26 protein-coding genes are annotated in these 25,928 nt (G+C 67.9%); 19 read left to right on the top strand and 7 right to left on the bottom strand.

Annotated features, from left to right (window positions below; genetic code table 11):
- Positions 1 to 44: 44 nt before the first annotated feature.
- Complete coding sequence (locus ESO89_RS08100) at positions 45 to 1,091, bottom strand: DUF5784 family protein (protein ID WP_128905029.1); 1,047 nt, start codon at positions 1,089 to 1,091, stop codon at positions 45 to 47.
- Between the two features lie 201 nt (positions 1,092 to 1,292).
- On the opposite strand from ESO89_RS08100, the gene ESO89_RS18505 reads away from it, so the two are divergent.
- Positions 1,293 to 1,460 (top strand): DUF5786 family protein, encoded by a 168-nt coding sequence (locus tag ESO89_RS18505; RefSeq protein WP_170938337.1) that lies wholly within the window; start codon positions 1,293 to 1,295, stop codon positions 1,458 to 1,460.
- A gap of 115 nt (positions 1,461 to 1,575) precedes the next feature.
- On the opposite strand, the gene ESO89_RS08095 is transcribed toward ESO89_RS18505, so the two are convergent.
- Positions 1,576 to 2,226 (bottom strand): DUF7530 family protein, encoded by a 651-nt coding sequence (locus tag ESO89_RS08095; protein WP_394345376.1) that lies wholly within the window; start codon positions 2,224 to 2,226, stop codon positions 1,576 to 1,578.
- Here ESO89_RS08095 and ESO89_RS08090 point away from each other — a divergent pair.
- The 4 genes from ESO89_RS08090 (at position 2,187) to ESO89_RS08075 (ending at position 4,913) form a co-directional block, all read left to right on the top strand.
- Positions 2,187 to 3,107 carry an MBL fold metallo-hydrolase gene (locus ESO89_RS08090; RefSeq protein ID WP_128905028.1) on the top strand — a complete coding sequence of 307 codons (921 nt, stop codon included), beginning with the start codon at positions 2,187 to 2,189 and terminating at the stop codon, positions 3,105 to 3,107. The two genes, ESO89_RS08095 and ESO89_RS08090, sit on opposite strands and share 40 nt — an antisense overlap.
- Positions 3,108 to 3,182: 75 nt before the next feature.
- Positions 3,183 to 3,788 carry a PspA-associated protein PspAB gene (gene pspAB, locus ESO89_RS08085; protein WP_128905027.1) on the top strand — a complete coding sequence of 202 codons (606 nt, stop codon included), beginning with the start codon at positions 3,183 to 3,185 and terminating at the stop codon, positions 3,786 to 3,788.
- Positions 3,789 to 3,792: 4 nt separating this feature from the next.
- A complete protein-coding gene (locus tag ESO89_RS08080) occupies positions 3,793 to 4,284 on the top strand; it encodes a hypothetical protein (protein ID WP_128905026.1) in 492 nt (163 codons plus the stop codon).
- Entirely contained in the window at positions 4,281 to 4,913 is a 633-nt protein-coding gene (locus ESO89_RS08075) for an IMPACT family protein (RefSeq protein WP_128905025.1), read from the top strand. The genes ESO89_RS08080 and ESO89_RS08075 overlap by 4 nt, the downstream gene beginning before the upstream one ends.
- A gap of 205 nt (positions 4,914 to 5,118) precedes the next feature.
- Here ESO89_RS08075 and ESO89_RS08070 read toward each other — a convergent pair whose 3' ends face one another.
- Positions 5,119 to 6,720, bottom strand: a complete 1,602-nt coding sequence (locus ESO89_RS08070; RefSeq protein WP_128905024.1) for a DNA-directed DNA polymerase II small subunit — start codon at positions 6,718 to 6,720, stop codon at positions 5,119 to 5,121.
- 123 nt (positions 6,721 to 6,843) lie between these two features.
- Between ESO89_RS08070 and ESO89_RS08065 the strand changes: the two genes are divergently transcribed.
- Positions 6,844 to 7,992 carry a S24/S26 family peptidase gene (locus tag ESO89_RS08065; RefSeq protein ID WP_128905023.1) on the top strand — a complete coding sequence of 383 codons (1,149 nt, stop codon included), beginning with the start codon at positions 6,844 to 6,846 and terminating at the stop codon, positions 7,990 to 7,992.
- A gap of 181 nt (positions 7,993 to 8,173) precedes the next feature.
- Here ESO89_RS08065 and ESO89_RS08060 read toward each other — a convergent pair whose 3' ends face one another.
- Positions 8,174 to 9,949: a Cdc6/Cdc18 family protein gene (locus tag ESO89_RS08060; protein ID WP_128905022.1), complete on the bottom strand. Its 1,776-nt coding sequence runs from the start codon at positions 9,947 to 9,949 to the stop codon at positions 8,174 to 8,176.
- A 1,133-nt stretch (positions 9,950 to 11,082) separates the two neighbouring features.
- Between ESO89_RS08060 and ESO89_RS08055 the strand changes: the two genes are divergently transcribed.
- From ESO89_RS08055 to ESO89_RS08040, 4 genes are all read left to right on the top strand, one after another.
- A complete protein-coding gene (locus tag ESO89_RS08055) occupies positions 11,083 to 11,724 on the top strand; it encodes an Era-like GTP-binding protein (protein ID WP_128905021.1) in 642 nt (213 codons plus the stop codon).
- Complete coding sequence (locus tag ESO89_RS08050; RefSeq protein ID WP_128905020.1) at positions 11,724 to 12,137, top strand: DUF2073 domain-containing protein; 414 nt, start codon at positions 11,724 to 11,726, stop codon at positions 12,135 to 12,137. Before ESO89_RS08055 ends, ESO89_RS08050 begins: the two co-directional genes overlap by 1 nt.
- Positions 12,138 to 12,872: a Zn-ribbon domain-containing protein gene (locus ESO89_RS08045; RefSeq protein WP_128905019.1), complete on the top strand. Its 735-nt coding sequence runs from the start codon at positions 12,138 to 12,140 to the stop codon at positions 12,870 to 12,872.
- Positions 12,873 to 13,231: 359 nt separating this feature from the next.
- A complete protein-coding gene (locus tag ESO89_RS08040; protein WP_128905018.1) occupies positions 13,232 to 14,413 on the top strand; it encodes an aspartate kinase in 1,182 nt (393 codons plus the stop codon).
- Between the two features lie 29 nt (positions 14,414 to 14,442).
- Here the strand turns inward: ESO89_RS08040 and ESO89_RS08035 are convergent, their stop codons facing one another.
- Positions 14,443 to 14,931, bottom strand: coding sequence for a hypothetical protein (locus ESO89_RS08035; RefSeq protein WP_128905017.1), 489 nt, complete (start codon positions 14,929 to 14,931; stop codon positions 14,443 to 14,445).
- Positions 14,932 to 15,076: 145 nt separating this feature from the next.
- Between ESO89_RS08035 and ESO89_RS19490 the strand changes: the two genes are divergently transcribed.
- Positions 15,077 to 15,166, top strand: coding sequence for a hypothetical protein (locus ESO89_RS19490; RefSeq protein WP_449272009.1), 90 nt, complete (start codon positions 15,077 to 15,079; stop codon positions 15,164 to 15,166).
- Positions 15,166 to 16,035 carry a DUF7089 family protein gene (locus ESO89_RS08030; protein ID WP_128905016.1) on the top strand — a complete coding sequence of 290 codons (870 nt, stop codon included), beginning with the start codon at positions 15,166 to 15,168 and terminating at the stop codon, positions 16,033 to 16,035. Before ESO89_RS19490 ends, ESO89_RS08030 begins: the two co-directional genes overlap by 1 nt.
- A gap of 38 nt (positions 16,036 to 16,073) precedes the next feature.
- Here the strand turns inward: ESO89_RS08030 and ESO89_RS08025 are convergent, their stop codons facing one another.
- Positions 16,074 to 16,652 carry a DUF7090 family protein gene (locus tag ESO89_RS08025; RefSeq protein ID WP_128905015.1) on the bottom strand — a complete coding sequence of 193 codons (579 nt, stop codon included), beginning with the start codon at positions 16,650 to 16,652 and terminating at the stop codon, positions 16,074 to 16,076.
- Between the two features lie 122 nt (positions 16,653 to 16,774).
- On the opposite strand from ESO89_RS08025, the gene ESO89_RS08020 reads away from it, so the two are divergent.
- Together ESO89_RS08020 and ESO89_RS08015 are read left to right on the top strand one after the other, a co-directional pair.
- Positions 16,775 to 17,347 carry a magnesium transporter gene (locus ESO89_RS08020; RefSeq protein ID WP_128905014.1) on the top strand — a complete coding sequence of 191 codons (573 nt, stop codon included), beginning with the start codon at positions 16,775 to 16,777 and terminating at the stop codon, positions 17,345 to 17,347.
- A complete protein-coding gene (locus tag ESO89_RS08015; protein WP_128905013.1) occupies positions 17,344 to 17,943 on the top strand; it encodes a magnesium transporter in 600 nt (199 codons plus the stop codon). Before ESO89_RS08020 ends, ESO89_RS08015 begins: the two co-directional genes overlap by 4 nt.
- Before the next feature lie 38 nt (positions 17,944 to 17,981).
- Here ESO89_RS08015 and ESO89_RS08010 read toward each other — a convergent pair whose 3' ends face one another.
- A complete protein-coding gene (locus ESO89_RS08010; RefSeq protein WP_128905012.1) occupies positions 17,982 to 18,425 on the bottom strand; it encodes a DUF2391 domain-containing protein in 444 nt (147 codons plus the stop codon).
- 67 nt (positions 18,426 to 18,492) lie between these two features.
- On the opposite strand from ESO89_RS08010, the gene ESO89_RS08005 reads away from it, so the two are divergent.
- The 5 genes from ESO89_RS08005 (at position 18,493) to ESO89_RS07980 (ending at position 25,927) form a co-directional block, all read left to right on the top strand.
- The gene (locus tag ESO89_RS08005) at positions 18,493 to 19,170 is read left to right on the top strand and encodes a class I SAM-dependent methyltransferase (RefSeq protein WP_128905011.1); all 678 of its coding nucleotides are present in this window, start codon (positions 18,493 to 18,495) and stop codon (positions 19,168 to 19,170) included.
- A gap of 454 nt (positions 19,171 to 19,624) precedes the next feature.
- Complete coding sequence (locus tag ESO89_RS08000; protein ID WP_128905010.1) at positions 19,625 to 22,111, top strand: ATP-dependent DNA helicase; 2,487 nt, start codon at positions 19,625 to 19,627, stop codon at positions 22,109 to 22,111.
- Entirely contained in the window at positions 22,108 to 22,707 is a 600-nt protein-coding gene (cgi121, locus tag ESO89_RS07995) for a KEOPS complex subunit Cgi121 (protein WP_128905009.1), read from the top strand. The genes ESO89_RS08000 and cgi121 overlap by 4 nt, the downstream gene beginning before the upstream one ends.
- 406 nt (positions 22,708 to 23,113) lie before the next feature.
- Positions 23,114 to 23,722, top strand: a complete 609-nt coding sequence (locus ESO89_RS07985; protein ID WP_128905008.1) for an IMP cyclohydrolase — start codon at positions 23,114 to 23,116, stop codon at positions 23,720 to 23,722.
- 69 nt (positions 23,723 to 23,791) lie between these two features.
- Positions 23,792 to 25,927 carry a S9 family peptidase gene (locus ESO89_RS07980; protein WP_128905007.1) on the top strand — a complete coding sequence of 712 codons (2,136 nt, stop codon included), beginning with the start codon at positions 23,792 to 23,794 and terminating at the stop codon, positions 25,925 to 25,927.
- Position 25,928 lies beyond the last annotated feature (1 nt).

Genomic DNA, 25,928 nt, shown 5'->3' with positions numbered 1-25,928 from the left:
GGCGTCAACGCTGAGAGGGATTCGTACGACCTGTTGCCGACCGATCAGACCCAGTCGATCGCGGCCGACAGATCGAGCGGGACCGATCCCTTTCGATACCCTTCGACGCGTCCGTCCGGGCGCGCGCGGAGGACGACCGCCGGCCTGTGTCGGACCTCCGGTCGCGCCTCGCGCACGGCCGCCCAGTCGTCCGCGGGGAAGGAGGTGCAGTCCACGAAGAGGGTGGCGCCGCCGCCGTGCGCCTCCAGTTGCCCGCTCGTCTTCGTCTCCGCCGTGTCGCGGACCGCCGCGACGGGGTCGCTCGCGGAGCGCCCGGAGACGGGCTGCGGGCGCGTCACCTCGACCAGCGAGGCGGCCCCGGTGTTCGGGTCCGTCGCGCGGTAATCGAGCGAGTGGCCCGTGGTCACCTCGATCTCGGGAGTCACCTCGTAGCCGGCCTCGGTCAGGATTCGGGCCGCGGTGAACTCCGCGATCGCGGCGCTCATCCGGACCAGATCGAACGACGCCGAGGTTCCGAGCTTCCCCGCCATCACCTCGCGGTAGTCGTCGAGCGTCCCCGGATGAAGCGTCTCCTCGACGAAGCCGGTCCCCTCCTCCCGGGTCGCGTCGGGGAACCCGGCCGCGTGGTCGCGGAAGAACGCCCGGGTCGTCTCGGCGCCGTCCTTCGAGCAGAACACGGGCAGGAAGAACCACGAGACGTGCGGGTACGCAGCGAGCCACGGCTCCTCGTCGTGAAGCCCGGCGAGCAGCTCCCGCTGGACCCACCGCGCGACCGGGTAGGCGACCTCGTCGAACCCGTACTTGTCCGTCCGCCAGAGCTCGCTCGGCGTCTCCGTGTTGCCGACCCAGTACCCGACCGGCCCGCCGTTGGTCCCGCCCGGCGGGTCGCCGTCGTCGTCCGTCCAGCAGAACAGCGCGAACGAGCCGTCGTCCATGTCGAACCGCCGGGCCTCGTAGCCCGGCGGCGGGGCGAACCACGGGTCGCCCGCGGTTGCCCCGAGGTTGTCGTCGAGGGGGCGTTCGAGCCGCGCACGGACGCGGTCGGCGCTCCAGCCGCCGGACGCGCGCCTGAATCGGAGCGGTTTGGCCACGCCGGTGCTACCGCACGGTGGGGTTAATCGGTTCCGGTGGTCCGAAGCGAGCTACCGGAATCGGCCGGCGATCCCGTCCGTCGGTCGATCCTGCACTCCGATCAGTCTCGCCCGTCATTCCCTCGACAGACGTTTCGCGGATCGGATATTTCACCGACACATATAATACTGACAGTTTCCAAGCGAGAGTGTACCATGTCAATGGGTGCCTATGACGAGGCCGAGCACGAGCGTCGCGAGAAGAAGACCAGTGAAGTCGACGCCGATTTCGACGCCGAGCGGCCGGAGTACTCCGGATCGCTCACGTACGATTCCGGCGACTCCGCGGAGGCACTCCTCGACAAGTTCCAAGAGCTACAAGGAGAGTGAACCGACGGCTCGCGGACTTCTTCTCCGGTTCGGCCGATTCCTGACTCACTCGGACGTTCGTCGCTGAGTCGCGACGGCGCGATGGTCGTCAGGACAGCGCGACCCGTCAGAACGGTCAGGACAGCGCGATCGCCGCGGAACAGACGATCGCGACCGCGAGAACGTGGCCGACGACCGCCCCGAGCAGGACCGGTTCCTCGAGGAGGAACGGGACGAGCGCGAACTGGATCGCCGAGAACGCGACGTTCTCCGCGTCGAGCCGCCTGACTCGCGAGGTGGTCGCCGTCGGGGGGAGGTCGACGTAGACCGCGCGCCACAGCGCGACGACGGCGCTCCACCACGAGGTGCCGATCCGGTAGGTGAGGTCCCAGAGGATCGACAGCGTGAGGTAGACCACGGGAATCGGCGGGTCCGGGCCGAACAGCCGGGCGATCAGGGCGCCGTCCCACGCAATCACGTACGTGACGAGGGCGATGAACGCGAGCACGCCGAGGACGATCTCGATGCTCGACTCGAACAGCAGTCGCTTGTGCGCCGCCGGCGTCGGGAGCCGACGGTTGATCGCGCCGAGCCTGTGCATCTCGACGCTGCCGACGGCCGCCACCGCGACGGCGACGGTCCCGGCGACGACCGCGTCCCACAGCCCGTAGTACCAGCCGAGCGCCACCACCCCGGCCTGGTTTCCGGACCGATCGTTAAAAGGAGTCGCGCGGGAGTCGTGTCCACATGCACGCTGGCGAGTTCGAGGCGGTCCGCGGGGTGCCAGATCTGTACGTCCATGACACCGGGATGTACGGCACCGACGAGTACGGGGCCGTGTACGTGTACGACGCCGAGCGACCGGTCGTGATCGACACCGGAACGGGGGCGAACCGCGAGTCGCTGTTCGAGACGATAGACGAGATCGGGATCGGGCGCGAGGAGCTGGCGTGGCTCCTCCCCACGCACGCCCACCTCGACCACGCGGGCGGCGCGGGCCACCTCGCCGAGCGCTACCCGAACGCCGAGGTCCGCGTCCCCGAGAAGGGAGTCCGACACCTCGTCGACCCGGGCGCGCTCGTCGCCGGCACGAAGTCCGCCGTGCAGGACCAGTGGCAGTACTACGACGAGCCCGCACCTGTTCCCGAGGACCGCATCGCAGGGCTCGCCGACGGCGACCGGATCGATCTGGGCGACCGCGAGCTCGTCGTCCACGAGGCGCCCGGTCACGCGCCGCATCACGCGTTCTACCACGAACCCGACGCCGACGTCGTCTTCACCGCCGACGCCGCCGGGATCTACGTCCCCGAGGTCGACACGGTTCGCCTCACATCACCGCCGCCGCAGTTCGACCTCGACCAGTGTCTCACGGACCTCTCGGCCATCGAGGAGATCGATCCCGAGTACCTCTGTTTCGGCCACTTCGGCCCGCGCGAGTACGAGCCGTCGCTGATCGGCGAGGCGAAGCGGGCGTACGTCGAATGGGTCGAGGCCGTCCGGGAGAAGCGCGAGACGCTCGGCGACGACGAGGCCGTCGTCGAGCACTTCGAGGAGGCGAGCCGAGACGTGGAGTTCTGGAACCCGGAGCGCGCGCGGGCCGACGCGAGCCTGAACGCGCGCGGCGTGTTGACGTACCTCGATCGCGTCGAGGAGGAGTCGGAGGAGTAGGGACGCGGATGCGGAGGAAGACGAGTCCGGCGACGGAAACCTCCTAAACCCCGCGTCGCCTAGCCGTGCCCATAGATGGGCATCTTCGACACGATCCGCGCCGTGCTCGGGACGAGCGCCGAGACGGACGCGACCCGCGAGGCCGACCCCGAGGACCTCTTCGGGATGTCGACCGCGTACATGACGATGGAGGCTGACCTCGGCTACGACCACTGCGGGGAAGCCGCGCTGTGCTTCTCCGGCGTCGACAGCACCCGGTTCGACGACGCGGTCGAGGCGGTCGAGGCCATCCTAGAGGCCGGCGAGATCGACACCGGGACCGGATTCCACCGACACGAGGACGACCACGGCTACCAGTGGTTCGTGCTGGAGGACGACGATCCCGAAGATCTGGTGACGAGTATCCACTTCGCGGCCGACCAGTTCATCGAGGAGGGATTCGGCTCCCGCCTGCTCGCGGCCGTCTTCGGGTTCGAGAGCGGCGACGCGGACGCCTACTGGATCTACTCGTTCCGACGCGGCGCCTACTACCCGTTCTCGCCGAAGGGGACGAGCGACCGGAACCAGCAGGTCGAGTTCAAGCTCCAGTCCGTCCTCGACGGGGAGCTCGGCCTTGAAGACGACGAGTCCTACTGGTACCCGCTGTGGCCCGACGCGCCGGGGTACCATCCGTGGGAGTGACCCGATGACCGCGACGAAGGGCGATTCGGACCGTGCGTACGCCGGGCGGGACGCACCGCGAAAGCGGCTCCTCCGGGCGGTGGCCGTCCAGACCGCGGCGCTGAGCGCGGCCGTCCACATCCTGTGGGCGTGGCCGCGGCTCGGCGAACCCGCGGACGCGCGTCCCTACGTGTTCCTGCTCGGCGGGGCGTTCACCGTCGCGATCGCGGTCGCGACGCTGCGCGCGGACGAGTACCGGCGGCTGTACGCGCTCGGCGCCGGCACCCTCGCCGCGTTCCTCGTCGGCTACGCGGGATGGCACGGGGGCGGGACCGCGGCGGCGCTCGCGGGCGATCCGCTCGCGATCGTCGGCAAGGGCGCGGAGGTCGTCGGGGTCGCCGCGTTCCTCGCGCTGTACCGGCTCGCGCCGCCGACGAGCGTCGTGGTGGAACGACGGGAGGGGGGCGGGAACGAGGAGGATGGGACCGTGGACAACGGCGAGGACGCACGCGCATGAGCGAGACGTACCTGACGGTCGAGGAGTCCGCGACGGCGACGTTCGAGGTGCAGGGCTCGGAGTTCCTCGGGCACGTCGCGCCGGCCGACACGGTGGAGGCGGCCGAGGAGTTCGTCGACCGCGTTCGGACCGAGTACGACGACGCGACCCACAACGTGCCGGCGTACCGGGTGCCTGCCGGGGAGGCCTCGGCCCGGACGCCCGGCAGCGAGGTCATGCTCCGGGAGTACTCCTCGGACGACGGGGAGCCGACCGGCTCGGCGGGGAAGCCGGCGCTCAACGTGCTCCAGCAGCGCGAGATCCGGAACGTCGTCGCCGTGGTGACCCGGTACTACGGCGGGACGAACCTCGGCGTCGGCGGGCTCGCGCGCGCCTACTCGCGGGCGGTGAAGGACGGAATCGACGATGCCGGCGTGATCGAGGAGCGACCGCACCGCCGGCTGGTCGTGGAGACCGCGTACGACGACTCGGGGACCATCCGGGGCGTGATCGAGTCCTCCGGCGTCGAGTTCGACGCCGACTACGACGAGCGGGTGCGATTCGCGCTTCGGGTCCCCGTTGCCGAGGCCGAGTCGCTCGTTGAGCGGCTCAACAGCGCGACCAGCGGGCGGGTCGATATCGACCGGTAGTCGATGGATGATGGCGATCGATCGGTGGTAGCGATCGGCGGGGGGTGGCGAACAGGCGACGCGTGTCGGTGGTTCGGTTGCCCGCGGCGGTGCGTCGCGCTCCCGCCCAGTACGCCGCGGACGACGGTCAGGTCACGGCGGGGCTGGCGGCGGATTGATACTTCAACTGTCGGGCGCGTCCTAGAGGTCGGAGCGTCAAAGGGCGCTACGCGAACTTCCTGACGGTCATGTCGAGGGTGTCCAGATCGAGGATGGGCGCGTAGCCGGAGTCGGGGTCGATGTTGACGGACTTCTGGAAGTCGGTCTGGGCCTGCCAGCAGCCGGAGTTGACGGCGAGCACGTTGTGGTACTTCCCCCAGCCGAGCTTGTGGACGTGGCCGGTGTGGAACACGTCCGGCACGTCCTCGATGACGAGGTAGTCGCGCTCCTCCGGCGCGACGCGGGTGTGGCCGCCGAACTGCGGCGCGACGTGGCGTTTTTTCAACAGTTGGTACATCGCCTTGTGCGGCTCGTCGTAGCTCGCCTTCTCCTCGGGGAGCTCCGCGATCACCTCGTCGAGCGAGACGCCGTGATACATCAGCACGTCGACGCCCTCGACGGTGACGGTCGCGGGGTTCGAGACGATCTGGGCGTCGTGGACGTCCATGATGGAGCGGATCTCGTCGTTGAACCCGGGCTGGGGCTCCGCGAGCCGGACCGCGTCGTGGTTACCCGGGATCATCACGATCTCGGTGTCCGCCGGCACCTCCTTGAGGTGTTCCGCGAACGCCTCGTACTGGTCGTAGATGTCGACGATCTCCAGCTCCTCGTCCTGATCGGGGTAGACGCCGACGCCCTCGACCATGTCGCCGGCGAGCAGCAGATACTCGACCGGCTCGGCTTCGGGCGTGTGGAGCCAGTCGGTGAAGCTGCTCCACGCGTCGGCCATGAACTCGTCGCTGCCGACGTGAACGTCGGAGATCAACGCGGCCTGCACGTGGCGGTCGGCCCCCCCGGTTCGGTGGGTCCGAGGAACGTCCGGGAAGTGAAGCGAGTCGGCGAAGAGGATACCGGAGTCGTCGGCGAGCGTCCCCTCGACGGCGAGGCACTCGTCCATCAGGATCTCGTCGACGAGGTCGGCGAGGCCCTTGTCCTTCATGATCAGCGCGGGGAACGTTCCGGTCGTGTCCTCCAGTTCGACGAGCCAGTGGCCGGACTTGGTGGAGCGAACGTCGTTGACGAGCCCGATCATCGCGGCGTCGCTCCCCCCGGGCATCTCCGCGATCGCCTCGGCGGGCCGGTGGTTGACGCGGCCACGAAGCACCTTCGAGAGCCGCTCGTAGCGGTCGCGAAACGTCTTGACGAAGTCGCCGTACTCCCCGGTCCCGGTGCTTCGACCGGTCATGTCGTTGCCGACCTCGAGGTCGCGCAGATCGGGATCGTGGTGGGGGGTGGTGGCGGTGTTACGGTCGGCGTTGCGGTCGGGGTCGGACGGAAGGTTTGAGGAGGACCCCTCCATTTCGACTGGAGATCGCGTCTTCGAGGGTGGAGAGGGCGATTCGTCGCCGGTTCGGGTTGGAGGCGATTCGTCGGTCGGGGCGGAGTCGGGCTCGGTCGGGCCGGCGCCGGAAGGGGATCGGTCGTTCGTGACGGCGCGGACGTGGTCGGAGGTGATACGGAGGGCGTCGTCCGGGGCGCGGTCGACGACCGATTCGACGGCGGTAGCGGAGTCGGGCGCGCTCGCCAGGAGGGTGATCGCTTCGCGTTCGGCGTTGTATCCGTGTCTGGCGAGTTCCTTTGCGATCCGGGCGTTCGACTCCAGCGGCACGACATCTGAAAGGGGAGGGCGGCTCAAAACGGTTCCGGAGCCCCGTCGGTTACCCGAGATCGACCGCGACCGCGGCGACCGGGACCCGGAAGCTTATGACCGAAACCCGTCAACCCGAACGTAATGGACGAAGGGGATCGGTCGGGCGGCGACGAACCCGACCGGGAGACCGGATCGGCGGACAGCGATACCGGGAACGACGGTCCCGACGGGGGTGACCCTACCGCCGGCGACGACCGCGACGGCGACCGCTTCGCCGGCAACGGGTTCGCTGGCGACGATCCCATCGATGCCAGCGCGACCGACGGCGACGAAAGCAGCGAAAACGGCGAAAACGACGGGAGCGAGATGGGGTCCGAGAGAGATGTCGGGTCGGGTGGCGGGAGCGAGCGAGCCTCCAAGGATCGGAGCGAAACCGATCGGTCCGGAGTCGGAACGGGAGGGGACCGTACCGAAACGGAGCGATCCGGAGCCGAAACGGGACGGAGTTCGGACGCTTCCGACGGGGGGCTCCTGTACCGGTTCCGCCACGATAGGGAGGGGCCGCTGATGTGGGTCCGAGAGATGCTCTCCAGCGTCGCCATCGTGCTCGTGATCGGCCTGATCCTGTTCGGCGTCAGCGGCGTGTGGCCGCCGATGGTCGCGGTCGAGTCCGGGAGCATGGAGCCGAACATGGAGGTCGGCGACCTCGTCTTCGTCACGGAGCCGGGGCGGCTCGCGCCCGACGCCGCGGACAACGACATCGGCGTCGTGACCCACGAGGGCGGCGAGGCCGCCGACTACCGGACCTTCGGGTCCTACGGCTCGGTGGTGATCTACCGGCCGCCCGGGCGGACGGCCTCGCCGATCATCCACCGGGCGATGTTTCGCGTGGAGGAGGGCGAGAACTGGTACGACCGCGCCGACGACCGGTACCACAGCGCCGCCGACTGCGGCGAGCTCAACCACTGTCCCGCGCCTCACGACGGGTTCATCACGCTCGGCGACAACAACGGCGAGTACGATCAGGCGAACGGCCTCGCCGCGCCGGTCAGGGCTGACTGGGTGACCGGAGTCGCACGGGTTCGCGTGCCGTACCTCGGCTACGTCCGGCTGATCGCGACCGGACAGGCGGAGCCGGCCGACGTGGTGGCGACGAGCGTCGCGATTCGGGCGGAAGGGGTCGGGATCAATGGGGCCAGCGACGGGAGCGTGTCCGACGCGAAACCCATCGTTTCCGACGCGAATCCCATCATTTCGAGTGGAGACGCCGAACCGGTTGCGGTCGGCTGAAGGGAAAGGGGGATCGGAAGGAAGGCAGGGGATCAGAGGGAAGGCAGGGGATCAGAGGGAAGGCAGGGGATCAGAGGGAAGGCAGGGGATCAGAGGGAAGGCAGGGGATCAGAGGGAAGGCAGGGGATCGGAGAGAAAGCGGAAGGAAGAGAGAAATCGAAGGTCCGCTAATCGAGCCGTGTCAGTTATCGAACCGGGCCTGAACGAACGGCTGCGCGTTCTCGATGTCGCCGAGCCGGGAGTCCGACAGGAGGACGGCCTCGGTCTCCTCGACGGGTACCGACAGGCCCATCTCCTTCGTGCGGCCGTAGCGCCCCTTCGAGACGACGACGGCGTTAACGATCCCGAGCATGTCGAGCTCGCTGATGAGGTCGGTGACGCGGCGCTGCGTGAGCACGTCGGCGTCTATCTCCTCGCAGAGCCGCTTGTAGATGTTGAACACCTCGCCGGTGTTGATGTTGTGCACGCCGTTCTTTTCCAAGAGAATGACCGCGAACAGCACGATCTTGCTCTGGGTCGGGAGGGTGCGGACGACCTCGACGACGCGATCGAGCTCGATCTTGTCCTGCGCCTGCCGGACGTGTTTCTCGGCGACGATCTCGGCCTGCGAGCGCTCGGCGAGCTCGCCCGCGGTCCGGAGCAGATCGAGCGCGCGGCGGGCGTCGCCGTGTTCCTGCGCGGCGAACGCCGCACAGAGGGGGATCACGTCGTCGGTGAGCGCGTCCTGCTTGAACGCGATGTCGGCGCGGTGCTGGAGGATGTCGCGGAGTTGGTTCGCGTCGTACGGCGGGAAGACGATCTCCTCCTCGCCGAGGCTGGACTTGACGCGGGGGTCGAGGAAGTCGGTGAACTTCAGGTCGTTCGAGATCCCCATGATCGAGATGCGCGAGCGGTTGAGCTCCGAATTCATCCGCGAGAGGTTATAGAGGGTGTCGTCCCCGCTCTTCTCGACGAGCTTGTCGATCTCGTCGAGCATGATCACGACCACCCGCTCGTGGTAGTCGACCGCCTCGAAGAACGTCGAGTAGACGCGGTCAGTTGGCCAGCCGGTCATCGGGACCTCCTCCATCTCGTCGGCGTCGGCTTCGAGTTCGTCGATCCGCGCGTCGAGGTCGTCGACGGTCGCGAACTCGGTGTCGGTCAGGGCGGTCGGGTCGTCGACGGCGGTGGAGCGGAGCTCGCGACACCGATCGAGCCGGTCCGCGATGACCATCTGGTTCTTCTCGATGAAGGTGTTTGCGAGCTGCGCGAGGACGCGGTACTGCGTGTCCGTCACCTCGCAGTTGATGTACTCGACCTCGCAGGGCACGTCGTACTTCTGTGAGGTGGATTCGAGCTCCTGCGAGACGAACTTCGCGGAGGCCGTCTTCCCCGTGCCCGTCTTGCCGTAGATGAGGATGTTGGAGGGCGTCTCCCCGCGGAGCGCGGAGACGAGGATCGTCGCCATCCGGTTGATCTGGTCGTTGCGATGAGGGAGTTCGTGGGGGGTATAAGACGGACGGAGGACCTCTTTATTCTCGAAGATCGGTTCTCCGGAGAGCAGGTCGTCGAACAGGCCCTGATTCTCCTCGTCGTCGTCGAGGACGACGCCGTCGAAGTCGACATCCGGAGAGGACCGGTCTCGTCCGCCGCTTCCGACATCGATGTCCGCCGAAACGTCGTCGATGTCCGCCGAAACGTCGTCGATGTCCGCCGAAACCTCAGTCAAGGGGTCCGACTTCGGGTTAGCGTGCGAGCCTGACTCTACTGAGGCTGATTCCGTCGGGTCTGACTCCGGCGAGTCCGCTTGGGACGTCGAGCGATCGGACGGTGTCGATGAATCGAGCGACGGCGGATCGTCGAGATCAACGTCAGTTTCGTCGGTTTCGTCAGCGTCGTCCGTTCCGGAGTGATCTCCGGCGATCCCGCTGCCGTCTTCCGATTCACCGGTCTGCGATGTGTTCTCTCCTTCGTCCATTGGAACCCCCCTGTTTCAGGTGGAAGTCGCACGCGAAACAACGACAGATGTCGTACTCCGGCCTGAAACGTCGATACTCGACCGATCTCGTGGTCGAATACGTCCAGTTGATGCACTCGAACCAGATGAAGAGGGGGAACAAAAGTGTTACTCTCCGGACCCGAAATGGACCGTGTCGTTCGCGATCGACGGCAGAATCGGCGGCGAGATCGACGACGAAATCGCGGCGTTAGCACGCGGGACCCACTAGACGGGAAACAGGGGTGGCTTTTTTCAGTCGAACAACACGAACGTAACGGGAACCGCTCGTTGTCTCGGAGCTGGCTCCGGACATCTTCCGTTTCGCTTTCGGGTTGTCTGGTCGTCGTCGGTTATCCGCCGGACTGTCCGTTCCGTTCTTTTGACCCCCCACCCCTTCGTTTCGTGTGGAACACGGATTTGGTGGGTGGGGGGTGGTGGAGACGGTACCTATATAGCGGTGGTTTTATTATACTATCAATCGTAAGGTACCCTCGGCAGTCTCCTAGAATTAATTCATTACAAAAATTAGATAGATTAAGTAGGATCTAAATGGTATTTATCCCCGGTACGCTGTCATCCCTCTCCGCCCCCTACGCCGGTAGTGGTCTCCAGTCGAAACGAAGGGGTGGGGGAGGGGTGGAGATGCTACCAATGGTATGGCTGAAACAACCTACGTGAAGAACTTCGTGAGGCTGACATTCGGCTGGCGATAAAGCACCGGGTGTTCTTTCCGCTAGATATGCTCCAGCTAGATATGCTCCGGCTAGATATGACGCCTCTCCGAGGCGTCGACCTCGGTGAATGTACAACGATTCTTGCCGGTTCATTTCCCGTGGGTTCGTTTCTCGCCGATCCCCGACGTCCACCATGTCGTTAAGAATCCGTTAATAATTTGAATTCATTAATAATCTCGAATAAATGAACAACCGCAATCGAGGGTGTCAACGACCGCACGACCCGAATATCACCCGATCGGACGTGTCTGACGCAGTTCTTAAGTGAGAGGGGCGTGGATTCTACTGTAATTCCCCGAACACACGCTGGATACGCGGTATCGGGCGTTACCACACCGCACAGGGTGTCTGGGAGAGAACACAGGACTGGAGGTCAGGATGGGACTGCTCACGAATCTTAAAGACAGCATATCACGGGTCACCGACGGGCTGTTCGCGGCCGACGAACCCAAGCGGATCGGGATCTACGGACCGCCGAACGCCGGAAAGACGACCCTCGCGAATCGGATCGCACGCGACTGGACGGGTGACGCCGTCGGGCCGGAGAGCCATATTCCACACGAAACCCGCCGGGCGCGCCGGAAGGAGAACGTGGAGATCGAGCGCAACGGGCGCAAGGTCACCATCGACATCGTCGACACGCCGGGCGTGACGACGAAGGTCGACTACAAGGACTTCCTCGACCACGACATGGACAAAGACGACGCGGTCCGTCGGTCGCGTGAGGCGACCGAGGGCGTCGCGGAGGCCATGCACTGGCTCCGCGAGGACGTCGACGGCGTCATTTACGTGCTCGACTCTACGACGGACCCGTTCACGCAGGTGAACACCATGCTCATCGGGATCATCGAGTCGCAGGACCTCCCCGCGCTCATCCTCGCGAACAAGACGGACCTCTCCGAGTCGGACGTCCAGCAGATCGCGAACGCCTTCCCGCAACACGAGACGATCCCGCTGTCCGCGCTGGAGGGCGAGAACATGGACGAAGTGTACACGAATATCGCGGAGTACTTCGGGTAATGCCGGGCCCAACCCCAGACGTCGACGACGACACGCCCTCCGACGACTCCGACGACGGGGTCCGGATCGACATGATAAGCGGGGCCCGGATGGACGGACTCACCGGGATGGAGAAGATCCGGCTCATCCTCGACGGGGTCCGCGACGGTAACATCGTCATCCTCGAAGAGGGGCTCTCTCCGGACGAGGAGTCGAAGCTCATCGAGGTGACGATGACCGAGATCAGCCCCGACGACTTCACCGGCATCGAGATCGAGACGTACCCGAAGGCGGAGACCGCGGATCAGAGCTTCCTCGACAAATTGATGGGTCGAAACGCGACCCAGAAGCTCACCGTCATTGGCCCGGCCAACCAGATCGAGACCCTGCACAAAGACGAGAACCTCATCAGCACGCTCGTCTCCCGCAAGTAAATGCCACACCAGTGTACCACCTGCGGTCGGACGTTCCCCGACGGTTCCAAGGAGATGCTCTCCGGGTGTCCGGACTGCGGTGGGAACAAGTTCCAGTTCAAACCGGCCGGGGAAACCACCGACGAGCAGTCGTCACCCGCCACCGACGAGCAGCCGTCACCCGCCACCGACGAGCAGCCGTCACCCGCCGAGAACAAGCCGTCGAACACCGACCGGCAGTCACCTGACGCTGATCGACAGTCCACCTCCACCGGCGAGGGCGGCGCCTCCGTTACCGACGATTCCACCTCCGTCTCCCGACAGCCCGAAACTCAGACTCCGGACTCTCGGGGACCGGAGTCCGAGGCGCCAGACGCCCAGCCGATAGACTCCGAGCAGGCGGACTCGGAACACGTCCGCGAGCGGACCCACGAAGACGTGGCGCAAGCGAGCGCGCGCTCGGATGTCGTCTCGCCCGACGAACTCGACCGGGCGAGCCGAGGTGTCGAGACCGGTTCGTCCTCGACCGGGTCCGGTCCGGACGCACCGGCCGATCCGGAGGAGCCGCGCCCCGATATCGACGACCTCCGGGACGAACTCAACGAGCAGTTCGAGAGCATCCGGATCGTGAGTCCCGGGAAGTACGAGCTCAACCTGATGGAGCTGTACGACCGACAGGAGTACATCATTTCGCTCCAGGAGGACGGTCGGTACGTCATCGAGATGCCCGACGCGTGGGGCATCTCCGACGAGTAATCTCTCCCCGGTTTCACTCTCCGTTCTGCCTCCGGTTCCGCTCTCCGTTCTGCCTCCGGTTCCGCTCTCCGTTCTGCCTCCGGTTCCGCTCTCCGTTCGACGATCAGTCGATCGATATCTACCGCCCATCAGCCCCACTTCGCGGTCGATCCGAATCATCTGGCGACCCTTGTCGAAGAAGACACAGTTATGCGGCTTCCTCCGTTACGGGCGCCCATGTCTACCGATCACACTATCAGTGCAGCGTCTCGGTCGCTCTCTCTCCCGGGTCAATCGGGTCGGCCGGGCCGACTAATGCGACCGACTCGGCGGAGTCGATCGGCCGATAGCCAGCGACCCGTCGATAGCGAGGTGACCGTATGCGCGTAGTCGCCAAGTTCGGCGGCACGAGCCTCGGAAGTGGCGACCGGATCGAGCGCGCGGCGGACTCGGTCGCGAACGCGGTCGCGGCGGGCCACGAGATTGCGGTCGTCGCGAGCGCGATGGGGTCGACGACCGACGACCTCCTCGACGACATCACCTTCGAGACGGACGACGCCGACCGCGCCGAGATCGTCTCGATGGGCGAGCGCACCAGCGTCCGGATGCTCAAGGCCGCCCTCTCGGTCCGCGATGTCGACGCCGTCTTCCTCGAACCCGGCCACCCGGACTGGCCCGTCATCACGAACGAGCTCGGCGAGGTCGACGTCGAGGAGACGAAGAAGCGCGCGCGAAAGATCGCCGCCGAGATGGACGGGGTCGTCCCCATCATCACCGGCTTCCTCGCGGAGGACCACGACGGGAACGTCACGACGCTCGGCCGCGGCGGGTCCGACACCACCGCCGTCATGCTCGGCAACTACATGGACGCCGACGAGGTCGTGATCGTCACGGACGTCGAGGGCGTGATGACCGGCGATCCGCGGGTGGTCGAGGGGGCGCGCAACGTCGGCCGGATCACCGTCGACGAGCTGCGGAACCTCTCGTTCCGCGGCGCGGAGGTCGTCGCGCCGTCCGCGCTCTCGTACAAGGACGAGGACCTCGCCGTCAGGGTCGTCCACTACCAACACGGCGACCTGCTCAGGGGTGGCACCCGGATCGAGGGCGAGTTCGAGAGCCTGATCGACATGCGCGAGGAGCCGCTCGCGTGTCTCACCATCGCCGGGCGCGCGATCCGGAACCGCGCGGGCATCCTCTCGCAGCTCGCGAACGCGCTCCGCGAGGAGGAGATCAACATCGACGCGGTCGCCTCCGGGATGGACTCGGTCACCTTCTACGTCGATGTCGACCTCGCCGAGACGGCCGAGGCGCTGCTCCACGAGGCGGTCGTCGACGACGAGGCGCTCTCCTCGGTCACCGTCGCCGACCCGATCGCGGTTATCCGGGTGACCGGCGGAGAGCTTCCGAACCAGTCCGGCGTCATCCAGGAGATCATCGCTCCCCTCGCCGAGGACGGGATCAACATCATCGACCTGATCACGAGCGCGACCTCGGTCGCGGTGTTCGTCGACTGGGACGACCGCGAGGAGGCGCTCGAAATCGTTCAGGGCCGGTTCGACTGACGCTTCTCCCTCACCGACCCTCTCCGGTCTTATCCGTCCAAATCGGCCGAATCGATCACGTACCGCGTCGTCCGGCGCCCCTCGAACCGCGGTCCCGGCCCGGCCGACTCGAATCCCGAATTTTCGAGGATCGCTCCCGTTCGCTCGTCGTCCGGGACGACGACTTCGACGCCCATTCCTTCCCGTCGAGCGAACCGACGCGGCTCCTCGAACAGCCGCCGGATCGCCTCGTCGTCGCCGTCGAAGTCGGTCACGTGCACGGTCTCGCCGCGTGCATCGAACGCGACGAATCCGGTGACGGACGAACCGTCACCGTTGCTGTCGGCCGAACTGTCGGCACCGCCGGCTCCCCCATCGCCGCTAGTCCGTTCGTCGCCGCCACCGCTCTTCCCGCCGCTCCCTGCCACCGCGACGCGAACCGATCGGTCGTGGATCATGTCCTTCACGACCCCTCGTGGCCGATCGGTCGCCGTCGCCAGCGATTCGGCGTCCGATTCGAGCGCGTCACGGATTCGCATACAACGGATATCCGTCGGTCAGGGATAAAACCGGTGTCGGTACACGCTCCCGCGGAGCCCATCGATCGCACTCTCGCCGCCAGCTCCCGATCACGGTCTCGCCGAAGAATATAGCTTTAAACGACCGGCGGACACAGGGACTTCCATGAGCAAATCCACAAAGATCGTCGTCGGAACGATCGGCGTTTCGGCCGCGTTGTCGGTCCTTATCATCCTCTCGTACGTCTTCGCTTGATGTTCTCGACCCGTCCGCTCGACGACGACCTCGACGCGGTTCGCGAGGCCCATGCGCCGGGATCGTCGGTGCTCGATGTCGACGCGGACTTCGAGACGCTCCCCCCGGCCGCAGCGGAGGACCTCGGCCTTTTCGCCGACGGGCTCTCACCCGCGTCGTTTCCGGTCGAATGGCTCCCCGACGAGGTGCCGGACCTGCTCCGCAAGTACGCCGGTCCGACCTTCACGGTGGGGCTTCCGGGGGACGGAACCGTCGTCCGAACGACGCAGACAGACCCTCAGTCAGTACTCGTCAAACACCGCGCCGAGGGGACGCCCGACGACTTCCTCGCGTTCCTGATCGCGGACCGGCTGGTCCAGATCGGCGTCGAGCCGCCATCGGGATCGTTGCCCGAAGAGGTGCCGGACTCTACCCTTCCCGAGAGCTTCCTTCCGTTCTTCGGCGAGCGCTACCGCGACCTCGACGCCGCGATCCGGCAGCCCGATCCCGACACGGGCGCGTCCACGACCGGGCTCGGCCCCAGCGACGCCTTCCAGATCGCGACCGCGCTGTTCGACGCGTGGGTCGGGCTGTACACTCGCGACACCTTCGCGTCGTGGGAGGGAACCCATCCCCGGCTGTTCGACGCGTGGGTCGACGCCGGCGACAGCCTCGAAGGGCGGCTCGGCGGCCTCGCCGGCGAGGTCGCTCGGGGAGAGACGGAGTTCGCGAGCGCGACCGAATACGCCTGCTCGGCGGTCCGCCACGGCCTCGACCTGCCCGCGCCGTTCGCGGCACTCGACACCGCGGCGTACCGCGACCGCGGCGCTCCCTACGCGGTGGCGTGGGCGGAGAAGACCGTCGCGTCGATGGTCGACGCCGCGGAGTAGCGAGGCGGTATTACCGAAAAACAGCTGACTGCGCTATCTCACACGTCGACGGTCACGTTCCCGTCCCCGTCGAGTTCGATGACGCCCTCGAACAGCTCTCGGAACCGGTCCAGCGTCGCGACCTCGTGGACCTCTTCGGAGAGGTGGAAGATGCCGACCGCGTCGTGTTCCTCCAAGAGATCGAGGATGTCCGCGGCCGCCTCGTACACCGCGTCGTCGTCGGCGTAGTACGCCATCTCCGTGAGCGAGTCCACGGAGACGCGTCGCTTCCCCTCGTGTTCGGTGAGGAACCGTTCTACCCGGTCGACGACCCCGTCGAGGTCGTCCGGCGCGGAGACGTAGTACACGTCGTCCGAGGAGCGGCGGGAGTATCCGCGCTCGACGGAGAGGGTGTCGAGGATGGTCGCCTTCGTCTCGTCGACGTCGTAGTACTCCAGCTTCTGCTCGACCTCGCGCGCGGTGGTTCGCGTCGAGACGACGAGGAAGGCGTCGGTGTCGGTCTTCAGGAAGTCCGTGTCGATCCGGTCGGTCTCGCCGATGCTCGGGTGAACGAGGAGGAGCCCGGTTCCGCCCGGGATCGTTTCCGGCCCGTTCTCGATGGCGAGCGAGTAGTCCATGGGATCGGGAACCCGCCCGACCGACTTAACGATGCGGGGCACGGCAGTCGGTCGCCGTCCGCTTCTTCCGACCGACCCGCTCCCGGCCGGTTTTTTCACCGTCGGCACCGTCGACACGGTCGATGCCCGGCCACGACACCGCCCGCGACGTCTACCGGCAGGCGCTCCCGGTGATTCTCGTCAGTCTCGTCGCGGGGTTGTTCTCCGGGACGATCCTCGGCTCGGAGACGATGCGGGCCGGTATCTCCGAGGTGCCGGGACTGCTCCTGTTGCTCCCGGCGTTCCTCGCCACCCGCGGGGGCGTCTACGGCTCGCTCGGCGCGCGGCTCTCGACCGGGCTCCACCAGGGGCTCATCGAGCCGCGCTTCCGGCTGGATCGCCGGCTCACGAACGCGATCCTCGCCTCCTTCATCAACGGAATGACCGTCTCCGTGTTTATCGCGGTGATCACGTACCTCTGGCTACGCCTGTTCGGAAACGAGGGGAACCTCCTCGAACTGGTCGGAATCATGGTCGTCGCCGGCTTTCTCTCGGCGGTGCTCATGATCTCGGTGCTCATCGCCGTCATCTTCGTCGGCTACCGGCGCGGGCTCGACCCCGACAACGTGATCGGCCCCGTCGTGACGACGCTCGGCGACGTGTTCGGGATCTTCTTTCTCCTCGTCGGGATCTACGTCGTGGGGACCGTGTTATGAGCGGGTCTGAAGGCGACCGCGGCGGGAACCGCGACAGCGAGTACGTCGACGAGTGGTCGGTCCGCCGGATCGTCAGGACGATGATCCCGCTTTTGGCCGCGCTGTCGGTGCTCCAGCTCGTCTCCGGGACGGTTCTCGAAACGTACGAGGAGACCCTCGTGCAGAACCCTGCGCTCCTCGTGTTGGTCCCGGTCCAGATCGGGACCGCGGGGAACCTCGCGTCGATCACTTGTTCGCGGCTCACCACCCAGCTCTACCTCGGGACGTACGAGCTGAGCCCGTCGAATCCCGACCTCCGCGCCAACGTCGGCGCCGTGTTCGCGCTCGCGGGAACCGTCTTCGGCGCGGTCGGCGTCGCGGCGTGGGGGATCGGTGTCGCGCTCGGTGGGACCCTCGGACTCGGGCGCGTGCTGCTCGTCTCGCTCGTCTCGGGGCTGGTGCTCGCCGTTCTCGTCGTCGTCGCCAGCGTCGCCGCGGTCGAGGTGTCGTACCGCGTCGGGCTCAACCCCGACGACACGACCATCCCCGTCGTCACCAACCTCTGTGACGTCGCCGGCGTGCTCATTCTCTTCGCGGTGGTCTCTGTGGTCGTGTGAGGCGGGCATTCCCGTCGCCACTTGGGGTGCCGGCGCCCTCAGAACACGCTGTCGGCGGTCGCGGCGCCGACCACGCTGAACACCGCCCCGACGGAGACCGCCTTGAACGTCGTCCCCCACAGCTCCGCGCCGACCACGCCCTCCTCGATGAGGAAGGTCCCGGGGGCGTCGAAAAGCAGCGCGAGGACGGCTACGGAGCCGAACGCGACGATCATCAGCGAGACGAACCGAACGGGGATCCCGGCGACCTCTCGTTCGTCGTCCAGATCGCGATCGGTGTCGGCCCGGTAGAGCGCCGCGTAGCCGATCAGTCCGACGACGCCGGCGGTCAGGACCGCCTGCAGCCAGTTCATGCTGCCCGCCAGCACCCACACCTCCTCGGTGACGACGAACGGGCCCGCGAGGAGGAACCCCCCGACCGCCTGCTGTGCGGAGTCAGCGATCCGGAACTTCGGCCGACGGAGGCTCCGCGGTCGCTTCATACTCTTTGAAGGAACGTCAGCCGATAAAACGGCGACGCTTTTCACCCGCCCACCCGTTCGCCCGCGTATGAGCGTTCGCGAGGAGTTCGACGAGTGGGCGGCAGCGGGGAAGGACCGCGGCATGGAGGACCGCCACTGGCACACCGCCAAGCACGTCCTCGCGCGTATGCCGGTCGAGGCGGGCGACGCCGTCCTCGATCTGGGCACCGGCTCCGGCTACGCCCTCCGCGCGCTCCGCGAGCGGGGGATCGGGCGGGCGTACGGGCTCGACGGCGCGCCCGAGATGGCCCGCAACGCCCGGAGATACACCGACGACGACGCGATCGGGTTCCTCGTCGGCGACTTCGACGCGCTCCCCTTCGCCGACGACTCGCTCGACCGCGTCTTCTCGATGGAGGCGTTCTACTACGCGGCCGACCCGCACAACACGCTCCGGGAGATCCGACGGGTGCTGAAGCCCGGTGGCACCTTCTACTGCGCGGTCAACTACTTCGCGGAGAGCGAGCAGACTCACGCGTGGCAGGAGAACATCTCGGTCGACATGACGCTGTGGAGCCGGGCGGAGTACCGGGATGCGTTCCGCGAGGCCGGGCTGTACGTCGCCGAGCAGGACGCGATCCCCGACCGCGATATCGAGATTCCGGACGCCTCGGCGTTTCCGACCGACGACTGGGAGTCCCGCGAGGCGATGGTCGATCGATACCGAACGTGGGGGACGCTTCTGACGGTCGGCGTCGCCCCCTGACTCGGTTCGATCGATCATTAGTTGCGGGTCGAATACTTCCGAGACACGGACCGATCACGGACCGACCGTCGACCGCGCGGAACACCTCCAAATCCCCAGCCGCGAGGACGCCGCACGCTCGCTGCGTTCCTCGGTCACTCGCTCCGCTCGTTCCCTGCGGTACTTACATCGCCTGCGGCGTCCTCACGGCTGCCCCTTTGAGTCCCACCCCGCACCGCTCCGCACCGCTCCGCACAGCACCTCACGCCTCCCCAGCCTCGTCGGACCGGCGCGGCTGCGCCGGTCCGACTCCCTCGCGCGTGCTCCTCGCGGCCTGTTGGCCGCTCGGAGGCACGCGCCACCGCGGATCTCCGTATAAAAATACGTCGCCGTCGGCGGTCGCGGCCGCGCTCGTCGGCTTCCCTCACCGCCCCGTTCCGACGGTTTAAATCGGATCGGGACCCACCCTCCGGTAATGCAACCGAGTTCGCTCTCCGGGCTCCCCGCGGGCGTCGGCGAGGCGCTCGAAGCGGAGGGCGTCGCGGAGCTGTATCCCCCCCAAGCGGCCGCCGTCGAGGGCGGCGTCGCCGACGGCGAGAGCCTCGTCGCCGCCGTCCCGACGGCCTCCGGAAAGACGTTGATCGCCGAGCTCGCCATGCTCTCGGCGGTCGAGCGCGGCGGGAAGGCCCTATATATCGTCCCCCTGCGCGCGCTCGCCAGCGAGAAGAAGACCGAGTTCGAGCGCTGGGAGGAGTTCGGCGTCACCGTCGGCGTCTCCACCGGCAACTACGAGTCCGACGGCGAGTGGCTGGCGACCCGCGACGTCATCGTCGCCACCTCGGAGAAGGTGGACTCGCTGATCCGCAACGGCGCGCCGTGGATCGACGACCTCACCTGCGTCGTGAGCGACGAGGTCCACCTCGTCGACGACCCGAACCGCGGCCCGACCCTCGAAGTGACCCTCGCGAAGCTCCGGAAGGTGAACCCCGGGCTCCAGACGGTCGCGCTCTCGGCGACCGTCGGCAACGCCGACGTGATCGCCGAGTGGCTCGACGCCGAGCTCGTCGAGTCCGACTGGCGCCCCATCGACCTTCGGATGGGCGTCCACTTCGGCAACGCCATCGACTTCGCCGACGGGAGCAAGCGGGAGGTCCCCGTCGAGCGCGGCGAGGACCAGACCGCGCGGCTCGTCGCCGACGCGCTCGACACCGAGGAGGACGGGCAGGGCGGCTCCTCGCTCGTCTTCGTCAACTCCCGGCGCAACGCCGAGTCGTCGGCGCGGAAGCTCACCGACGTGACCGGCTCCCGGCTCACCGACGACGAGCGCGATCGACTCCGCGAACTCGCCGAGGAGATCCGCTCCGGCTCCGACACCGACACCGCCGCCGACCTCGCGGACGCGGTCGAGCAGGGGTCGGCCTTCCACCACGCGGGGCTCCGGAGCGAGGACCGCGCCCGCGTCGAGGACGCGTTCCGCGACCGGCTGATCAAGTGCATCTCCGCGACGCCCACGCTCGCTGCCGGCGTCAACACCCCCGCCCGCCGGGTGATCGTCCGCGACTGGCGCCGCTACGACGGGGAGTTCGGCGGCATGAAACCCCTCGACGTGCTGGAGGTCCACCAGATGTGCGGGCGCGCGGGACGCCCCGGCCTCGACCCGTACGGCGAGGCCGTGCTACTCGCGAACGACGCCGACACCAAAGAGGAGCTGTTCGAGCGCTACCTATGGGCCGACCCCGAGCCGGTCCGCTCGAAGCTCGCGGCCGAGCCCGCGCTCCGGACCCACGTGCTCGCCACCGTCGCCTCCGGGTTCGCCTCCACCCGCGACGGGCTCCTCTCCTTCCTCGACAACACCCTCTACGCGACCCAGACCGACGACGAGGGGCGGCTCGCGGCCGTCACCGACACCGTCCTCGACTACCTCGCCGTCAACGACTTCGTCGAGCGCGACCGCGACGGCGGGAGCGAGAGCCTGACCGCGACCGGTATCGGCCACACCGTCTCGCGGCTCTACCTCGATCCGATGAGCGCGGCCGAGATGATCGACGGGCTCCGGTCGGTCGCTCGGGCCGCCGCAGGCGCGGGAGCCGACGACGCCGGCACCGGCGAGTTCGTCAGGGCGGGCGAGGCGGACGGTTCGAGCGACGGCGACGAACCCGGATTCGGGACCTACACGCGCGCCGGCGAGGACGAGTCGGTCGAGGAGGGAGCGGAGGGGGCGAAGGGGGCGGAAGAAGAGGCAGACGAGGAGGCGACGAAGGCCCCCGAAGTCACCCCCCTCGGTCTCTACCACCTCGTCTGCCGCACACCCGACATGTACGAACTCTACCTGAAGTCGGGGGACCGAGAGGAGTACACCGAACTCTGCTACGAGCGCGAGGCGGAGTTCCTCGGCGACGTGCCCTCCGAGTACGAGGACGTGCGCTTCGAGGACTGGCTCGCGTCGCTGAAGACGGCCCGCCTGCTGGAGGACTGGGCCAACGAGGTCGACGAGGACCGCATCACGGAACGGTACGGGGTCGGTCCCGGCGACATCCGCGGGAAGGTCGACACCGCCGAGTGGCTCCTGCGCGCGGCCGAGACCCTCGCGCGCGACGTGGAGGGGGTCGGCGGCGACGCCGTGGTCGCGGTCCGCGAGGCCCGGAAACGCATCGAGTACGGCGTCCGCGAGGAGCTGCTTGATCTGTCCGGCGTCCGCAACGTCGGCCGGAAGCGCGCCCGGCGGCTGTTCGAGGCCGGGATCGAGACCCGCGCCGACCTCCGCGAGGCCGACAAGGCGGTCGTCCTCGGCGCGCTCCGCGGCCGCGAGCGCACCGCCGAGCGCATCCTCGAACACGCCGGCCGCGAGGACCCCTCGATGGACGACGTGCGGCCGGACAAGTCGGCCTCCGCGGCCGCGACCGCCGGCTCCGCGAGCGACGAGGACGGCGACGGACAGGCGAGCCTTGGTGATTTTCGATGAGCGACGCCGACGCCCGAGCCGACGACGCGCCCGCCTCGCCGACGGCTCCGCCCCATCGACTGATCGCGGGAACCGCCGCCGTCGACGACCTCGACGCGTTCCTCGCGTCGCTCGACGAGGTCGCATCGGAGACGGGCGCGGTCGTGCAGGCGTTCGACGCCGATCTCGTCGTCTCGGCTGCGTACCTTCGGGAGGCGACTCGCCTCGCCGCCCGCGCCATCGGTCGAGATGAGGCCGTCGCCCGCGATCCGGGCGTCGAGATCATGCTGTACGCGGCCGGCAGACGCCAGATCGACCGCGCGTTCACGGTCGGCGTCTCGGAGGGAGAACAGCGCGCGGTCCTCCTCGTCGCGGACTTCGGTGCGGTCCCGGGCGCGGGCCGGTCCGCCGCAGATCTCGACGCGGCCGCCGCGTCGGTGAGGGGGCTGCTCGCGTCGCCGTCGGAGTTCGCCGACGCCGGCGGGTTCGACCCCGCGTTCGATGCCGAGCGCGTCCGGGAGTTCTACGACATCGGCGACCGCGAGATCGCGGCGACCGCCGGCGGGCTCCCGGACATCGTCCGCGAACGCGTCGCGCTGCTTGACGTCGAGAAGTAGGGATCGAACGGGACTCGGAACGGAACCCCTTTGCTTCGGTTGGAAAACGCAGTACGTGACGGCGATTGTGTTCCAGTAGAAACTCAGACTCCAACCGAAACGACGCATGACCGTGGAGAGCGAGAGGCGGATTCGCCGACGCAGAGATCGACGGGTCGGACGAGAATCGACCGAAGCGAACCGCGAGAATAGTCCATCCTGGATTCGAACCAGGGTCGTTGCCCCCAGAAGGCAACAGGATTGGCCACTACCCCAATGGACTGTGCGCACTCATCGATAGCCAGTGGGTCTTTGTAAGCGTTGCGCGTCGCCGGCCCTCTGTTACGCGTTCACAGCCGCCTCCAGACTGATCGCCGAACGTGTGCATATCGATGCGCTTTAGCCGGTCGGATAGCCACGAACCTGTATGTACGTCGGACGATTCGTCGTCGTCGCCCCCGGTATCGGCGCCTACCGCGTCTCCTCGCGTTCGTTCCCGAACCGTCGCGTGACGGATCGGGGGGGAACGCTCACCGTCGGGCCGACTCCCGACGCGCCCGAGACGGACAACCCGTACGTCTCGTACAACTGCGCGCGCGCGGTCCGGACGCCCGCAGACGAGCCGCTGGCCGTCGTCGGCAACGGCTCGCACGTCGACCCGATCGCCGAGAAGCTCGAACTGGGATACCCCGCCCGCGACGCGCTGGCGACGCCCCTGCTCGCGCTCGACTTCGAGAAGGACGACTACGACACGCCGCGGATCGCCGGCGTGGTCGGCGCCGAGACCGCAACCGTCGGGGTCGTCCGCCGCGACGGGCTCGTGGTCGAGGCCGTCGAGGAGCCGACGATCGTCGCCACCTACGAGACGGACAGCCCCGAGCCGTACGCCCTCGCGGCCGCGGACGCCGAGACCCTCGATGCCGCGGCGGCCGCGACGGAGGTTCTCGGCGCCGACTTCGAGCACCCGGTGTGCGCCGCGGGCGCAACCGTGGACGACGGCGGCGTGACGCTGGCGTTCGACAACGACGCGGAGTGAGGAAACTCCGGGCGTTCACCTCCTTTCCGGCTCCCGACGGCTTTTGAGCCCGGCGGGCGACACGCCGGCATGGAACGAGTCACTGCGGCCGATTACCACGATATCGCCAAACCCGCGGACCCGCGGCTCTCCCCGGACGGCGACCGCGTCGCCTTCCTGCGACGGGAGCCGCTCGACGACGAGATCACCGAGTCGACGGTGTATCTCGCGGATGTCGACGGCGGCGACCCGCGCCGGCTCACCCTCGCCGAGGGGTCCGACGCGGAGCCGCGCTGGAGCCCCTCCGGCGACCGGATCGCGTTCACCGCCACGCGGGGGGCCGCCGACGACCGCCAGCAGCTGTGGGTGCTCCCGCTCTCCGGCGGCGAGGCGCGACGGGTCACCGACGCCGTCGGCGGCGTCTCAGAGATCGCGTGGTCGCCTGACGGCGAGCGGCTCGCCTTCGTTCAGTCGGTGACGGCCGAGGACCGCGAGGCGGACCGGGACCTGTCGGTCCCCGAGGAGTACGAGCCGGACGACCACCCCGACCCGCGCGTCGTCGACCGCACCGTCTACCGCTCCGAACAGCGCTACTTCGACGGTCGGCGGTCGCACGTCTACGTCGTCGACGCCGACGCGACGGTCGACGGCGCGACCGGCGACGACCCGGCCGCCGGAATCGAGCGCGTCACCGACCGCGACGCCGACTTCGGCGCGCCGGAGTGGGGTGACGCGGAGACCCTCTACGTCACCGAGCAGGTCGGCGACGACCCCGACGACTCGGTCGAGATCGCGATCCGAGCGCACGACTTCGCGATCGACGAGACCGAGACCGTCCACGAGACGGCCGGGTGGGGCGCCGCGCTCGCGGCGACCGGAGACGGCCGGGTCGCGTTCACCCACGCGGCGGCCGAGCGAGTCTCCATGCAGCAGACGGACCTGCGCGTGCTCGACCGCGAGAGCGGTGAGGTGACCGATCTCACGGCGACCCTCGACCGCGGGGTCGGCGACGCGATCGCCCCGCAGTGGGGGCCCGACGACGCGACGCTGTACTTCGCGACGCCCGACGAGGGGACGACCGCCCTCTGGTACGTCCCCGGCGACGGGAGCGCGGAGCCAGAGCGGCTCTGCCGACCCGGCACGGTGGCGGGCGGCACCGTCGGCGGACACGCGGGCGCCGGCTCCGACGAGGTGACCGTCGCGTTCGCCGCCAGCGAGTGGGACCACCCGGGCGACGCCTTCGTTTACGACGCCGGGGAGGACCTGACGACGCGGCTGACCGAGCTCAACGCCGACTACCTCGCCGAGCGCGAGATCCCGAAGCCCGAGGAGATCCGGTTCGAGTCGGACGGGGCGGAGATACAGGGGTGGGTGTTGACGCCGCCGGGGTTCGATCCGGACGGCGGGGACAACGGGACGGACGAGAAGTACCCCCTCGCGGTCGAGATCCACGGCGGCCCGCACGCGATGTGGTCGACGGCGGGGACGATGTGGCACGAGTTCCAGACGCTCGCGGCCCGCGGGTACGTCGTCTTCTGGTCGAACCCTCGCGGCTCGACCGGCTACGGCGAGACGTTCATGCAGGCCATCGAGCGCGACTGGGGCGCGGTCACCCTCGCGGACGTGACGGCGGGCGTCGAGACGGTCGCGGAGCGCCCGTACGTCGACGAGTCGAACGCCTTCGTCACCGGCGGCTCCTTCGGCGGCTTCATGACCGCGTGGACGGTGGGGCAGACCGACTACTTCCGCGCGGCCGTCTCACAGCGCGGCGTGTACGACCTGACCGGGTTCTACGGCTCGACCGACGCCGCGTACAAGCTCGTCGAGGGCGACTTCGACGCGGTCCCGTCCGACGAGCCGGCGTGGCTGTGGGAGCAGTCGCCGACCGGCCACGCCGACGCGGTCGACACCCCGACGCTGCTTATCCACTCCGAGGACGACACCCGAACGCCGATCTGCACGGCGGAGCTGTACCACCGAATCCTCCGGAAAAACGGCGTCGACACGCGGTTCGTCCGCTACCCGCGAGAGGGCCACGAGCTCTCGCGATCGGGCGAGCCCGTCCACGTCGTCGACCGCATCGAGCGGATCGCCCGCTGGTTCGACGGCTACTCCGAGCATCACGACGCGCCGCGCTCGCTCGACCGCCCCGACGAGGAGGGGTTGAGCGGCGGGGACGCGGCGGAGGGCGAGGAGAACGGAGAGAGGGACGGCGACGGGGAGTAGC

It is taken from the genome of Halorubrum amylolyticum (genome assembly GCF_004114995.1).
Lineage (GTDB): Archaea > Halobacteriota > Halobacteria > Halobacteriales > Haloferacaceae > Halorubrum > Halorubrum amylolyticum.
Note: the sequence above shows the minus strand (reverse complement) of the source record. Positions and strands in the feature narration are given on the sequence as shown.

What these genes read in the sequence shown, in the direction of transcription:
- ESO89_RS18505 (WP_170938337.1), top strand. Translation starts at nt 1,293, where the DNA reads ATGGGTGCCTATGACGAGGCCGAGCACGAGCGTCGCGAGAAGAAGACC.
- ESO89_RS08090 (WP_128905028.1), top strand. Translation starts at nt 2,187, where the DNA reads ATGCACGCTGGCGAGTTCGAGGCGGTCCGCGGGGTGCCAGATCTGTAC.
- pspAB (WP_128905027.1), top strand. Translation starts at nt 3,183, where the DNA reads ATGGGCATCTTCGACACGATCCGCGCCGTGCTCGGGACGAGCGCCGAG.
- ESO89_RS08080 (WP_128905026.1), top strand. Translation starts at nt 3,793, where the DNA reads ATGACCGCGACGAAGGGCGATTCGGACCGTGCGTACGCCGGGCGGGAC.
- ESO89_RS08075 (WP_128905025.1), top strand. Translation starts at nt 4,281, where the DNA reads ATGAGCGAGACGTACCTGACGGTCGAGGAGTCCGCGACGGCGACGTTC.
- ESO89_RS08065 (WP_128905023.1), top strand. Translation starts at nt 6,844, where the DNA reads ATGGACGAAGGGGATCGGTCGGGCGGCGACGAACCCGACCGGGAGACC.
- ESO89_RS08060 (WP_128905022.1), bottom strand. Translation starts at nt 9,949, where the DNA reads ATGGACGAAGGAGAGAACACATCGCAGACCGGTGAATCGGAAGACGGC.
- ESO89_RS08055 (WP_128905021.1), top strand. Translation starts at nt 11,083, where the DNA reads ATGGGACTGCTCACGAATCTTAAAGACAGCATATCACGGGTCACCGAC.
- ESO89_RS08050 (WP_128905020.1), top strand. Translation starts at nt 11,724, where the DNA reads ATGCCGGGCCCAACCCCAGACGTCGACGACGACACGCCCTCCGACGAC.
- ESO89_RS08045 (WP_128905019.1), top strand. Translation starts at nt 12,138, where the DNA reads ATGCCACACCAGTGTACCACCTGCGGTCGGACGTTCCCCGACGGTTCC.
- ESO89_RS08040 (WP_128905018.1), top strand. Translation starts at nt 13,232, where the DNA reads ATGCGCGTAGTCGCCAAGTTCGGCGGCACGAGCCTCGGAAGTGGCGAC.
- ESO89_RS08035 (WP_128905017.1), bottom strand. Translation starts at nt 14,931, where the DNA reads ATGCGAATCCGTGACGCGCTCGAATCGGACGCCGAATCGCTGGCGACG.
- ESO89_RS19490 (WP_449272009.1), top strand. Translation starts at nt 15,077, where the DNA reads ATGAGCAAATCCACAAAGATCGTCGTCGGAACGATCGGCGTTTCGGCC.
- ESO89_RS08030 (WP_128905016.1), top strand. Translation starts at nt 15,166, where the DNA reads ATGTTCTCGACCCGTCCGCTCGACGACGACCTCGACGCGGTTCGCGAG.
- ESO89_RS08025 (WP_128905015.1), bottom strand. Translation starts at nt 16,652, where the DNA reads ATGGACTACTCGCTCGCCATCGAGAACGGGCCGGAAACGATCCCGGGC.
- ESO89_RS08020 (WP_128905014.1), top strand. Translation starts at nt 16,775, where the DNA reads ATGCCCGGCCACGACACCGCCCGCGACGTCTACCGGCAGGCGCTCCCG.
- ESO89_RS08015 (WP_128905013.1), top strand. Translation starts at nt 17,344, where the DNA reads ATGAGCGGGTCTGAAGGCGACCGCGGCGGGAACCGCGACAGCGAGTAC.
- ESO89_RS08010 (WP_128905012.1), bottom strand. Translation starts at nt 18,425, where the DNA reads ATGAAGCGACCGCGGAGCCTCCGTCGGCCGAAGTTCCGGATCGCTGAC.
- ESO89_RS08005 (WP_128905011.1), top strand. Translation starts at nt 18,493, where the DNA reads ATGAGCGTTCGCGAGGAGTTCGACGAGTGGGCGGCAGCGGGGAAGGAC.
- ESO89_RS08000 (WP_128905010.1), top strand. Translation starts at nt 19,625, where the DNA reads ATGCAACCGAGTTCGCTCTCCGGGCTCCCCGCGGGCGTCGGCGAGGCG.
- cgi121 (WP_128905009.1), top strand. Translation starts at nt 22,108, where the DNA reads ATGAGCGACGCCGACGCCCGAGCCGACGACGCGCCCGCCTCGCCGACG.
- ESO89_RS07985 (WP_128905008.1), top strand. Translation starts at nt 23,114, where the DNA reads ATGTACGTCGGACGATTCGTCGTCGTCGCCCCCGGTATCGGCGCCTAC.
- ESO89_RS07980 (WP_128905007.1), top strand. Translation starts at nt 23,792, where the DNA reads ATGGAACGAGTCACTGCGGCCGATTACCACGATATCGCCAAACCCGCG.